This is a genomic window from Pedobacter frigiditerrae, from assembly GCF_004331645.1.
Classification (GTDB): Bacteria; Bacteroidota; Bacteroidia; order Sphingobacteriales; family Sphingobacteriaceae; genus Pedobacter; species Pedobacter frigiditerrae.
The window spans coordinates 568,757-581,964 of sequence record NZ_SJSK01000001.1; the positions used below are offsets into that span (position 1 = coordinate 568,757).

General features: G+C 39.1%; 8 protein-coding genes. 4 read left to right on the plus strand and 4 right to left on the minus strand.

The genetic code is table 11. The annotated features are described in order from the left end of the window. Positions 1 to 4: 4 nt before the first annotated feature. Both EZ428_RS02425 and EZ428_RS02430 read right to left on the minus strand, forming a co-directional pair. Positions 5 to 2,479 (minus strand): glycoside hydrolase family 31 protein, encoded by a 2,475-nt coding sequence (locus tag EZ428_RS02425; protein ID WP_131551513.1) that lies wholly within the window; start codon positions 2,477 to 2,479, stop codon positions 5 to 7. An 88-nt stretch (positions 2,480 to 2,567) separates the two neighbouring features. Then, positions 2,568 to 4,124, minus strand: a complete 1,557-nt coding sequence (locus EZ428_RS02430) for a glycoside hydrolase family 43 protein (RefSeq protein WP_131551514.1) — start codon at positions 4,122 to 4,124, stop codon at positions 2,568 to 2,570. 245 nt (positions 4,125 to 4,369) lie between these two features. On the opposite strand from EZ428_RS02430, the gene EZ428_RS02435 reads away from it, so the two are divergent. Genes EZ428_RS02435 through EZ428_RS02450 form a run of 4 tightly spaced genes read left to right on the plus strand, consistent with a single transcriptional unit; the run spans position 4,370 to position 10,413 of the window. After that, on the plus strand, positions 4,370 to 5,740 hold the full coding sequence (locus EZ428_RS02435; protein WP_131551515.1) for a glycoside hydrolase family 43 protein: 1,371 nt from the start codon (positions 4,370 to 4,372) through the stop codon (positions 5,738 to 5,740). 2 nt (positions 5,741 to 5,742) lie between these two features. Then, the gene (locus EZ428_RS02440) at positions 5,743 to 7,110 is read left to right on the plus strand and encodes a glycoside hydrolase family 43 protein (RefSeq protein WP_205945588.1); all 1,368 of its coding nucleotides are present in this window, start codon (positions 5,743 to 5,745) and stop codon (positions 7,108 to 7,110) included. An 11-nt stretch (positions 7,111 to 7,121) separates the two neighbouring features. Then, positions 7,122 to 9,065, plus strand: coding sequence for a glycoside hydrolase family 97 protein (locus tag EZ428_RS02445; RefSeq protein WP_131551516.1), 1,944 nt, complete (start codon positions 7,122 to 7,124; stop codon positions 9,063 to 9,065). 7 nt (positions 9,066 to 9,072) lie between these two features. Then, the gene (locus EZ428_RS02450) at positions 9,073 to 10,413 is read left to right on the plus strand and encodes a family 43 glycosylhydrolase (protein WP_131551517.1); all 1,341 of its coding nucleotides are present in this window, start codon (positions 9,073 to 9,075) and stop codon (positions 10,411 to 10,413) included. Positions 10,414 to 10,416: 3 nt separating this feature from the next. Here the strand turns inward: EZ428_RS02450 and EZ428_RS02455 are convergent, their stop codons facing one another. Both EZ428_RS02455 and EZ428_RS02460 read right to left on the minus strand, forming a co-directional pair. Continuing rightward, positions 10,417 to 11,454: a LacI family DNA-binding transcriptional regulator gene (locus EZ428_RS02455; protein WP_131551518.1), complete on the minus strand. Its 1,038-nt coding sequence runs from the start codon at positions 11,452 to 11,454 to the stop codon at positions 10,417 to 10,419. A gap of 69 nt (positions 11,455 to 11,523) precedes the next feature. Then, the gene (locus EZ428_RS02460; protein ID WP_131551519.1) at positions 11,524 to 13,176 is read right to left on the minus strand and encodes a glycoside hydrolase family 43 protein; all 1,653 of its coding nucleotides are present in this window, start codon (positions 13,174 to 13,176) and stop codon (positions 11,524 to 11,526) included. Between the last annotated feature and the right edge of the window lie 32 nt (positions 13,177 to 13,208).

A 13,208-nucleotide genomic window follows, 5' to 3' on the forward strand; every position in this document is an offset into this window, starting at 1 on the left:
TAAATTAAAACTTTACAGCTATTCTCCGCCCCATATAAGTAATTTCTTTATGATCATTTTTAACACCTGTTTCCGTACTTTGATCTGCCATTACCTTCAAAATTTTGAATTTACGACTGCTTAACATTCCAGGAAAACTACCTTTGCGATCTGCTATACTTAGTGTTTTGGTTTTGTTATTCCAATTAAAATTGATTGTTGCATAAATTCCTTTTTCATAATTATAATTGTCATTTTCATCTTCGTATAAAGTGAAGCTTCCATCGGCACCTTCATATATCCTAATTTCTAAATTATCCCAATTTTTTTCAGAGGCATATTGCACATCGGGACCTATTGGGATTATGCTACCAGCTTTTACAAATAAAGGAATGGTGCTTAAAGTAGTTGTTTTTAAAACTTCCTGACCGCCATTGTGCATTTGGTTGGTCCAGAAATCATACCAAGCTACGCCAGCTGGCAAATACACTTTCGTAGCTTTAGGCTGGGTAAAGGTTTCAGTAACGGTTGCCTTTTCTTTATCATTGTCTTTTTTGTTCCAACCCGTTTTTTCATTCGTCTTTACAATGGTTTCGGGTGTGTATTGTGCATTTATTACTGGTGCTACCAAAATAGATGGACCGAAAAGATATTCATTGTTAATATTTGAAACATTCTTATCCTTACTAAAATCCATCATCAACGCTCTCATAAATGTTGATTGCTCATTCGTAACCTCCCGTGCTGTAGAGTAGATGTATGGCAGTAAGGAATAACGTAGTTTGATCGCGCTCTCTATGGCATTATAAACGGGTTCGCCTTTTTCCCCAAACTGGTAAATTTCTCGTGGAACGTCTGTACCATGCGAACGCATCATTGGTGTAAACGCTCCAAATTGCAACCAGCGCACATAAAGCTCTTGAAATAGCGGGTTCTTAGCGCCCGAACCATCGTTCCAACTTTTGTTGTATCCGCCAGCAAAAAAACCACCAATGTCGCTATTCCAATAAGGGATGCCACATAATGAGAAATTTAAACCGGCGGGAATTTGGTTTCTTAGCGACTCCCACGAAGAAGTAATGTCACCCGACCACGTATTTGCTCCATAGCGCTGTTGTCCGGCAAAAGCAGAACGAGTTAAGATAAACACACGTTTATCGGCGCTTGCTGCACGCTGATGTTCAGCAACACCACCTACAGCCATCAAGGGGTAAGCATTGCGTACTTTACGAAAAGAACCCAAATAGGTTTTGGTATCCATATCGGCAGGTTTAAAACTGAGATGGTCTGGCTCGGTAGAATCCATCCACCAACCATCAATCTTGCGAGAAAAAAGTCCTTTGTTCAAAAAATCCCAGTAAATATCTCGTGCTTTTGGGTGATAAGCATCGTACACTCGAACACCCGAAGGATAATTCATGTTTGGGGGCCAAGTTTCCGAGCCTGACTCTGGCCATGTAGCAAAATTGAAAAGTGCTCCAATACTGTCTAGCTTATGGTATTGTTTGGTTGCAGGTCCAAATGAAGACCAAATAGAAATGATAAGATGAGCATTAAGATTATGCACATCATCGACCATTTTTTGCGGGTTTGAAAACTCGGGATTGAGGAAATCCATGGCATTCCACAAATAATTGTTCCCCCAGTATTGCCAATCCTGTATCACCCCATCAAGCGGAACCCCAAGTTCCCTATATTTTTTAACTACACCTACCAACTCAGTTTGGCTTTTATACCGTTCTTTACTTTGCCAGAACCCATAAGTCCACAATGGAAACATTGGCACCTGCCCAGTCAAGTTTCGCATACCAGCAACTACTCCGTCAGCATTCCCGCCGTACATAAAATAATAATCTATGCCATCGCCCACTTCAGAACTAAAAGAAGTTTCCTCTGCATTGTCATTAAAAGTAGTGGGAGAATAGTTGTCCCAAAATAATCCATAACCTTTTATCGACTGAAAGAAAGTAACGAAGTCCCAGGTATTGTTCTGCACCATCCTTATCTTTTGATTTCTTTGCGATAGTTTGCCATTTTGAAGAATACCCAATCCATAAATAGGTTCCTCCTTTTCAAGTACAAATGACTGGGCAACTGTATATGTTTTTGTTCCGGAATCGGTAAAATCGGTAAAAGAAGATCCTGCTCCTTTTTCATTGAGTAAAGCTGTACCATCTGGCCTTCTGAAAGTAACTTGACCGTCTTTCAGGTTTAGGGTTGCCACCAATTCCTTACTGGATATTAGAAGCCTATCTTTATTTTCTTGAATTTTTATTGGTGTTTTTTCAGGTACCTTTATAACAGATAGGCTTTGCTTAGTGAAGGTGTTGCCTGCTGGCCATTTTAGAACCCTTACAAGCGTAGGGCTATAAAACTGAATTTCAACTGTAGTTTGATTGATGGTTGCTTTGGCTCCTAAGGTCGTTTTTTCATAACGTTGTGCTTTAGTAGGTAAAAAAACCATCATCAAAGCAGAAAAAAATAAACAAATACGGATCATTCTATTAATTTATGATTAGGGATATAAGGTCGATATTTATATTATTAGTTTAATGTGAGCATATGGATAGAAAAGGCTCTTAACAGTCTTATTTTGTCTCAATTCTAAAATAATCGAAATCTACGTAGCCACCAGTGTTTTCAACGGCATAATTGAAAAGGCCGAATCGATAACCTATAAAATGAGGCAGCGTATATGACATCTGTAATGGCTCACCAATAGATTTCCAGGTTTTACCATCGAAACTGTAGAAAAAATAGCCTTTATCTGTGCGATTCTTAAAGTCGCAATGTGCTTTTAGAAAGACTGTTTGTTGCCCATCTGGAACTTCCTCTCCTTCAACAGTACCTTTTTGATCACTAACCATTACTACTTTCCTCTTTCCGTTATCGTTTTTTACACCAACCCAGCCGTATTTGCGCTGCAGGAGCATTAATCCAGCCCTATCTCCACTTTTCATATTAGCAATGTCCATTGAGATTGTACCCGAAGAAACTGGACCGATTGTACGTTGAGTTAAAGTGTTACGAGCTAACAAAATGTTTGTATCTATTCTTGAAGTAGTAATTCTTAAATATCCAGGGCGTTTGTTTACAGACCAATTTTTAGGGTCAGGATTGTGGTTCCATTGCCAAACCAAGGGAAGCAATGGTTCTGCTTTAGTGCGATTAAACTCATCTGACGCCACTATGCCAGGAATCAGTCCTTTGCTCGCTGGGAGATCAAGTACCGCTGGAACTTTGCCATTATCTCCCAATACGGGCCAACCTTCTTCCCAGTTCACTGGAACCAAATACGGAATGCGACCAACCGAACCAAAATCCCTAAAAAGATAGGAGAACCATTTTCCTTCAGGGGTATTGATTAAGCCACCCTGAGCTACTCCCAAATCTTGGAGCGCTACTCTACCTTCATAAGGACCGGTAAGGTTATCTGAACGATGAATCACTACCGTTCTCATTCCATTTTTTGGCCAGGTGATATTAAAGATGTAGTATTTACCATTGATTTTGAACAGTTGAGAACCCTCTGAGGGTAAGCCGGTATTTGCACCCGCTGGAAGACTAGCATTTTCGATGATTACTTTAGGCTTTGAACCTATTTTAATGGCTGATAAATCAGCATTTAGTTCAACAAGGATAATTTTACCCGCACCATATACCATATAAACACGACCATCATCTTCAAAAAACAAAGAGTGATCATGTAGTGATGGCTTAAATGAAACGCATTTCCAAGGCCCCTTTTCAATATTTTTAGTGCTATAGATATAGGTTTTCCCCGTTGTTCCAGAAAAGGTGCTCACATAATAAATCCCATTATGATAGCGAAGGCTACTTGCCCAAGACCCTCTCCCATAATCCCATTTTCCGTTGGATAAGGTAAGTTCATCTGAATTTCCAAGTGTATCATAAGCATAACTTACTATTTTCCAATTTACAAGGTCTGTAGATTTCATGATGGGCACACCTGGATTCATGTGCATCGTGGTACTGCTCATGTAATATACCTTACCTACCCTAATCATTGAGAGATCGGGCACATCGGCATATAAAACAGGATTTTGTGCTTTCTGAGCTTGAATATAGCTAATGCTAACCAGAGAAAAATAAAGCAAGAAAGTGAATCGTTTAAGTTTCTTCATACAGCTTATAAAAATTTGGAAAGGTTTTACACTTAGGTTATCCAAAGCTATTTACAAAAAAGTTAAACCTACCTAGCGCTTTGTTCAAATCTATGCGATGAATGTTTTCTCGTCAAAATTGTCACCCTGGCTTTTTAAGTAAAATAAATCAAATGTAATAGTAAATATGACGAAATAGACTAGTGACACAATCCCTGTCTCAATAATTTAGTGGAATTGATTTAAACACCCAAATTGAATACTTTATGAACATCAAAGCAATTTTTACAATTCTTATTTTTTCCCTATCACTTTGTATAATTAAACCTAGCTACGCAGATGATGTAATTGTTGGCTACCGACATTTAGCAGACCCAGGCACACTAGTTTACAATGGAAGGATATATCTGTATGCTTCTAATGATGACGACAATACCTCAGAAAAAAATAGTGGCTATAAAATGAAATCTATTGTTTGTGTTTCAAGCAGTGACATGAAAAACTGGACTGACCATGGTGTAGTTTTTGAAGCACCAAGAGACGTGGCTTGGGCAGGAAGAACTTGGGCGCCAGCAGCAGTGGCTAGAGATGGAAAAATCTTCCTTTATTTTGGAAACGGTGGAAATGGTATTGGTGTAGCTACCTCAACTAGCCCGACAGGTCCATTTAAAGACCCGATTGGGAAGAAACTTGTCGAGACCCAAACACCAGGTGTACTTCCTGCACCAAATATGTGGTTATTTGACCCGATGACCTTTATTGACGATGATGGCCAAGCCTATATGTATTTTGGTGGAAACGGCGATAGCAATGTAAGGGTGATTAAACTGAATAAGGATATGATTAGTACCGATGGCCCCGCGATCTCAATAACCGCACCAGCATTCTTTGAGGCTTCTTGGATGCATAAAAGAAATGGGATCTATTATTTTTCATACTCAACCAATCCGCGGGCACAAATGCGAATAGATTACATGACCAGTAAAAGTCCTACCTCAGGCTTTACCTATGCCGGCATTGTTGCTGCACAGCCCCCAAAAAACAACAATAATAACCATCAAGGAATATTTGAATTTAAGGGCGAATGGTATCATGTTTACCACAATAGAAAGGTGGCCTACGCCTTGGGCATCCCTACCGAGTTTAAGCGCAATTTGGCGATAGAAAAACTAAATTATAAAGCAGACGGTACCATTGAGCAAGTAACCTATACTGAAGATGGGATATCGCAGGTTAACGGACTAAACCCTTACGAACGTGTAGAAGCCGAGACCATGTACACACAACAGGGTGTAAAAACTGAGGCTTGTAGCAATGGAGGCTTAAACGTTACCCATGTAAAAAATGGAGATTGGATTAAAATCAAAGGAGTAGATTTTGGAAAAAAAGGTGCAAAGAAGTTTAGCACTTCTATTGCCAGCACAGGTAGTAACAACACAGTTGAATTACGTTTAGGTAGTCCAACAGGTAAAATAGTGGGAAAAATGGCCGTTCCGAATACAAGTAATGGTCAAACTTGGAAAACGGTTAGCTGTAAGGTTGATGGGGCGATTGGACTACAAGATCTTTTTATAACCATAAAGGGGTCGGAAACGCCTGAGGTAAACATGGATTGGTGGGAATTTTCGGCGAAATAGTTATGGCTATTAAAAGATTAGTACAATTATGCGCTTTCGCCAGTTTTATTGGCTCACCTTTCGTAACAATTGCTCAAAATCCAATTGTCCAGGCTGTATATACTGCAGATCCAGCACCATTGGTATATAAAGACACTGTTTTTCTATATACTGGTCATGACGAAGACAAGTCCACCTGGTTTACCATGAAAGATTGGCGTGCTTACTCTACGGTTGATATGGTCAACTGGACAGATCGCGGATCGCCATTATCACTCGAAACATTTAAATGGGCTAACAAGGATGCTTGGGCAGGGCAGTGTACCTTTAGAAACGGAAAATTCTATTGGCATGTTCCCGTAAATCAAGCAAATGGAAAAGGAATGGCAATTGGAGTTGCGGTATCTACAAGTCCAACTGGACCATTTAAAGATGTACTTGGCAAGCCATTGGTGCACAGTGGCAATGGAGACATTGATCCCACAGTATTTATTGACGATAATGGCCAAGCTTATTTGTATTGGGGCAATCCTTACCTAAAATATGTGAAACTGAATGCCGATATGATATCCTACTCTGGCGAAGTAATCACCGTTCCCCTAAACAAGGAAGGTTTTAGTGTTCGTTATAAAGATGCAGACAAACGACCTTCAGCTTATGAAGAAGGACCTTGGCTACATAAACGAAAAGGATTATATTATCTGTTATATGCAGCCGGGGGAGTTCCAGAACACCTTGCCTATTCTACCAGTAAAACTGCAACAGGTCCATGGAACTACAGAGATACCATCATGACAGTCATCAAAAAAGGAGGGGCATTTACCAATCACCCCGGACTAATTGACTATAAAGGGAAGTCTTATTTCTTTTATCACAATGGCGCCTTAAAAGGTGGTGGCGGATTTAATAGATCTGTTGCTGTGGAAGAATTTACTTTTAATCCAGATGGCTCCATTCCCAGAATTGAGCATACGGTAACTGGTGTTAAGGCAATTCAAACATTAAATCCATATCAAATTACACAAGCCGAAACCATTGCCTGGCAAGATGGAATTGAAACAGCATTTGACCCCAGTATTGGTGTATATGTAACTGATATTAGTGCTGGAGATTATCTAAAAGTGAGGAATGTAAATCTTAGAAAAGGACCAAAATCGATTGAGTTAAGAACTTCCGCAGCATTAGAAGGTACGAGTATCGAAATAAGAACAGATAGTTTAACCGGCCAAACAATAGGCACTGTTATACTTAAACCAGCAACAAATAAAGAAAAATGGATTACCCAGGTATTTAAGACAGAAAAAGTGATTACGGGGATTCATGATCTTTTCTTTGTTTTCAAAGGTTCCAACGGCAATCTTTTCAACTTCGATTGGTGGAAATTTAACTAGCAATAAAACAAATGAATATTCTTAAAAAACTCATCCTTCCTATTTTATCGCTATTGTGCATAAACAGTTTTTCACAATCCGTATATACGGTAAGCAGTCCCGATAAAAAAATTGTGCTGAGTTGCGATATGAGCACCAACACCTATCATATTGTTCGAAATGGCCAAATTGTTCTCCGCAAATCTAAACTTGGTTTAATAAGAGAAGATGAAGATTTTTCCAAAAACTTATTCGTCTTAAAAGTATCTGAACCCAAACTTATTGTAGATAACTACAGTATGGTTAATGCCAAAAAGAAGAACATCTCTTATCGTGCCATGCAACGGATTATAGAGACTAAAACTAAAACCGGAAAAAAAATGAACATCACATTTAGGGTTTCTAATGATGGCGTTGCCTTTCAATACGAATTCCCTGAGCGTAGCACCGACATCAAAAAGATAACAGCAGAGGCGACCAGTTTTCATTTTGTAGAAGGAACCAGGGCTTGGCTTCAGCCTAAGGCAGAGGCGCAAACAGGCTTTGAGCATACCAATCCTTCTTACGAGGATTACTATCGAACTGATATCGCCACCGGAACATCATCTCCAGGATCAAATGGATGGGTGTACCCAGCATTATTTAAATATGGTGAAACTTGGTTGATGGTTACTGAAACTGCATTGGGAAGAGGTTATTGTGGTACCGCATTGCAACAGCATTCGCCAGATAGCGAATACAAAATAAACTTTCCCCAGCCTGCAGAAGTATTTACCAATGGCAGTGCAACCCTTCTTCCAGAATCATCATTACCCTGGAAAACACCTTGGAGAATAATTGTAATAGGAAGCCTAAAAAGCATAGCAGAATCTACACTAGGAACGGATTTGGCCCTCCCGCAAAAGAAAATGGATTTCTCGTTTGTTAAACCTGGAAAAGCATCATGGAGCTGGATCTTAAAGAAAGATGATTCTACCGTTTATAAAGTACAAAAGAAGTATGTAGATCTTGCTGCGGATATGCAATGGCAATATTGTTTATTGGACGCCAATTGGGATCAATCAATAGGTTATGATTCTGTTAGGGTTCTAGTGGAATACGCGAAGAAGAAGAACGTAGGGTTACTGTTATGGTATAATTCTGCTGGAAGTTGGAACACCGTTAAGTTTACACCAAAAAATAAACTACTTAATCATGCCGATAGGATGAAAGAGTTTGCCCGTTTAAGGGAAATGGGCATTAAGGGTCTAAAGATTGACTTTTTTGCAGGCGATGGTCAGTCTATGATCAATTACTACGAAGATCTTTTGGAAGATGCGGCCAGTAATCAGTTAATGCTCAATTTCCATGGTGCAACACTGCCAAGAGGGTTACAGCGCACCTATCCCAATCTGATGACTGCTGAAGCTGTGCATGGTTACGAAATGATTACTTTTTCCCAATCCGCAGCAAATCGAGCACCTGAACATATGGTACTCAATGCACTAATTCGGAACAATTTCGACCCGATGGATTTTACCCCGATGAACCTTTACAAAATTCCGAATATCAAAAGGGCAACCACTCCATCATTCGAGCTTGCAACGGCTGTAGCATTTTTGTCTGGCATACAGCATTATGCAGAAAGCCCAGAAGGAATGAATTATGTTTCGACTGAAGTAAAAGATTTTTTAAGAAATCTTCCGAACAGCTGGGATGATGTGAAACTAATAGAAGCCGAGCCAGGAAAGTCATTTGTAGTGGCCAGAAAAGCTGGTAACAAGTGGTATATAGCAGGTTTAAATGGAGAGAAAATAAAAAAGACATTGGACCTTGACTTGTCATTCTTAAAAGGAAAGCAAGCAGACCTGATTACGGCAGAAATAGGGGCCGACAGCAAACCTAAATTTTTAACGAAGAAAATTACCGTCAACTCCAGCGGAAGAACAACTGTTTCTTTGCAAGGAAATGATGGTTTTGTAATGATATTTAACTAAAACCAGTATGCTAAAACACCTTGTTTTTTGCTTCGGCTTTATAACAGTTTTTAATTCAGTTAGTGCCCAAAACCCATTAATTAATAGCCAATATACTGCAGATCCATCTGCTAGGGTTTTCGGTGATAGGGTGTACATTTACCCTTCTCATGATATCATAGCAACAAAGGAAAAAGGAAGACTGGGGTGGTTTGCAATGGAAGATTATCATGTCTTTTCATCTGCTAACCTTATCGATTGGACAGATCATGGTGTAATTGTAACGCAAAATAATGTCTCTTGGGTAAAACCAAACAGTTATAGCATGTGGGCACCAGACTGCATAGAAAGAAATGGGAAATATTACTTCTACTTTCCAACAACTCCAAAGGATACCATTGCTTATGGTAAGGGGTTTACCATTGGCGTAGCAGTTTCCAATAGACCTGAAGGTCCATTTATACCGGAAAGTACACCGATTAAAAATGTTAAAGGGATAGATCCAAATGTCTTTATCGACAAAGATGGGCAAGCTTATCTTTACTGGTCAGGCGGTAACATATACGGCGCAAAACTCAAAGAAAATATGCTAGAGCTAGAATCAGAAGTTAAAACGCTTGGCGATTTACCTACCAAAGGACTTAAAGAAGGCCCTTATATGTTTGAACGTAATGGGCTTTACTACCTTACCTACCCACACGTAGAAAACAAAATTGAGCGGCTTGAATATGCCATTGGTAAACATCCCCTTGGTCCGTTTAAAGTAATGGGTGTTATCATGGATGAATCTGCGACAGGCTGCTGGACCAATCACCATTCCATTATCGAATTCAAGAAACAGTGGTATCTTTTTTATCATCACAATGATTACTCTCCAAATTTTGATAAGGCTCGATCTATACGAGCAGATAGTTTAACATTTAATGCAGACGGAACTATTAAAAAGGTTATTCCAACTTTAAGGGGAATTGGAGTTATTGATGCTAAGAAAACGATACAATTAGACAGGTATTCTCAGATTAGTTCAAAAGGTGTGAGTATCGATTTTATAGATACTGCAGATAGATTTAAGGGTTGGAAAACAGTTTTTACCGAAAATAATGCATGGTTGCAGTATAATACTGTTGCTTTTGGTAACAAGTCGTTGCACAATGTAAAGTTGAAGGCAAAATCAACTAAAGAGGTTTTAATTCAAATTCGCATTGGGAAACCTGATGGTCTTATGATTGCAGAAGTAAAAGTGCCGCAAAGCGAAAGCTTTATTGAAGTTAATGCTCCATTGTTAAAACGACAAACTGGTATTCAAAATCTATTTATAGTAATGAAATCTAATGGCCATACTGAATTAGATTGGCTAACTTTCGAATAGCAATTACACCACTTTTTGCTCTAAATAGGATCTTGTCGATTGCCTATCCACAATAGTGGGTTCCACTATAATTTGTGTAAGCTTATCATAAGGATTTGCCTGTTTAATCATCTCTAGAAAAAGCTTTACGCACTCTTTGCCAATTAAATCTGGGTGTTGGTCTACCGTAGAAAGGCTGGGACTTACGTAAGAAGAAAAAACTTCGTTTGCGAAACCCATAACCCCGATTATTGGCGGTTCTAGACCAGCCTCTCTAAGTTTGCGAGCAACGCCTAAAGCGGTAAAATCATCTCCAGCAATAATTGCATCAGGTCTATTCTCATTTCTAAGTAGCTTGCTCACCCCAAACCTTCCATCTTTAATAGAAAGGCCGCCAAGAATGATATCCTCTTGGTAAATAGCCATGTTATTCATCCGTAACGCCTGTTTGTAGCCTTCTAGTCGTTCACCAAAAATTTTAATCTTATGACTGGTGGTTACAAAGGCTATTCTTTTATATCCTTTTTCAATGAGATGGCTTGCGGCTAAAAAGCCTGCCCTAAAATCGTTAATGGTTACAGTTGGTACTTTAAGGCTATCGTGTACCCTATCAAAAAGTATGAGTGGTTTATTCTGATTAATCACCTCTTGGAAATGGGAAACATCATCAGTAGTTTCTAAGGCAAGTGAGGCCATTATACCATCAACCTGTGTTTCTAGCAGCGTATTCAACCCCTTAACTTCCTTAGACCGTGATTCGCTTGATTGACATACAATGATGCTATAACCACTTTCCTTTAGCTCATCTTCAATGCTATGGATAATGGATGCAAAAAAATGGGCCTCAATGCTAGGCACAATTATCCCAATGATGTATGTTTTGCCAGATTTAAGTGCGGAAGCCAATTTATTAGGCCTATAATCAAGTTTGGCAGCCATGTCTACAACGGTTTTTCGCGTACTTTCGCTAGTTCCTGGAAAATCCCTTAATGCCCTCGAAACGGTAGAGACGGTTATGCCCAACGCACTAGCAATATCGTATATGGTAGTTAGCTTTTTCAATTTTTTGTTTGGGTTATTTAACTCTGTTTACACTAGCAATCTTGCTTTCTTGATATCTATTGATGGGCCTTATTTATTATAAACCGCATCATTTCCACTATAATCTAGCCATTTGTACGAAGCTATATTTTTAGATGGCTCTCCAGATGAGGTTGCATACAATGCGAAAAGTGAGCCTACAAATCCACCAGCAGTTTGCGTACTTAAGAACTTCCCATCTGCTTTATCCTTTAGTAATTTCCATTTGCCAGAATTTTCTGAGAAATGAAAGCTGTAAAATTCTCTTTGCGCCTGGATCTTAAACTGAACTTTCTTGCCGCTAATTGGTGCTTCTGTTATCAAATCCATTGTCTTCGTTTTTGGATTACCTTGATAGAGTTGTACAACTTGTTTACCTTCTTTAATCGACTTACAGATGTAATAAAAATTGTATTCTCCTTGAAAGATGAGCATTCCAGCCTTTTCATTGGGTTTTTGTGCCTCAAATGTCATCTCTGTGGTTGCGCTACCGGTTAAATGTTGCTGCCTTTTGCCAATAAACGCTGGGTTTCCTAAGCCCATGCAAGTTTCAGGTAGCAATTTCATGGTCAATCCGTTTACCTTATCTAACTTATACCAACTTGTATCGTTAGTTCTCAGAAACAAAAGAGATTGATCAATCTTGTTTTCGAAAGTGGTCCTGTAGGCAAAATTCCCACTTTGTGGTGGTGCAGTCTGTTTTACTTCTTTAAAACCAGCATTAAAATGGTAGGGTATCTCTTTTTGGTCAGGATTGATAATTGGCCAACCATCTTCCCATTTTACTGGCGCAATAAAGGTTTCCCTACCCGTATTGTAATGGTTACCTTCATAAGGTCTAACAGCTAAAAAAACTGCATAGGTTTTGCCATCTGGCCCTTCAACAAGTTCGGCATGGCCAGCAGAGGTAATCGGGTCTTTCCGATTGGGATCCAAGTCTCGTTGCGTTAAGATTGGATTTTTCTCATAAGGTATATACGGTCCTGTCGCATTTTTACTTCTCAAAATAACCTGTGAATGATTTACAGAAGTTCCCCCTTCTGCAGCACAGAGATAATACCAATTCTCACGCTTAAAGATATGTGGTCCCTCAATCCAAACAGGTTTTTTACTAATGTCTACACCTCCATTTACCAATTGTACTTCCTCGCCTATTACATTGAGCTTTACTGGATCAAATTCAAATGTGCGTATGGTACGGTGGCCAGGATAAAGCGATTTATTACCAGGAGGGTCACTATTATAGACAATATAAGCCTTGTCTTGATCGAAAAACAAGGAAGGATCAATTCCTCTAACCTTTGGAAGCCATACCGGATTACTCCATGGGCCTGCTGGGTTTTTAGCCGTCATCACGAAATTTCCATTTTTATCGATATTGGTACAGGTCATGTAATAAGTACCCTTAAAGAAATTAATGGACGGAGCAAAAAGCCCCCTAGAGGTTTGGTCGCCAAAAAAAGTCATTTGAGATGGTCTATCTATTACATTTCCAATCTGTTTCCAATTCTTCAAATCCTTGCTATGAAATACTGGAACACCAGGAAAGTAAGCAAAAGTGGAGTTTACTAGATAGTAATCATCACCCACTTTAGTAACGCTGGGATCTGGATAAAACCCAGACATGATTGGATTTGTGAATTTAATTTGTGCCTGACATAAACCTGAGTACAGGCCAATCAAAATCAAGATAATTTTTTTCATATATTATTTCTATGGGAATAGCTGTGCCCAAA

Coding starts and splice junctions, on each gene's coding strand:
- EZ428_RS02425 (WP_131551513.1), bottom strand. CDS start 2,479: ATGATCCGTATTTGTTTATTTTTTTCTGCTTTGATGATGGTTTTTTTA.
- EZ428_RS02460 (WP_131551519.1), bottom strand. CDS start 13,176: ATGAAAAAAATTATCTTGATTTTGATTGGCCTGTACTCAGGTTTATGT.
- EZ428_RS02435 (WP_131551515.1), top strand. CDS start 4,370: ATGAACATCAAAGCAATTTTTACAATTCTTATTTTTTCCCTATCACTT.
- EZ428_RS02450 (WP_131551517.1), top strand. CDS start 9,073: ATGCTAAAACACCTTGTTTTTTGCTTCGGCTTTATAACAGTTTTTAAT.
- EZ428_RS02430 (WP_131551514.1), bottom strand. CDS start 4,124: ATGAAGAAACTTAAACGATTCACTTTCTTGCTTTATTTTTCTCTGGTT.
- EZ428_RS02445 (WP_131551516.1), top strand. CDS start 7,122: ATGAATATTCTTAAAAAACTCATCCTTCCTATTTTATCGCTATTGTGC.
- EZ428_RS02440 (WP_205945588.1), top strand. CDS start 5,743: ATGGCTATTAAAAGATTAGTACAATTATGCGCTTTCGCCAGTTTTATT.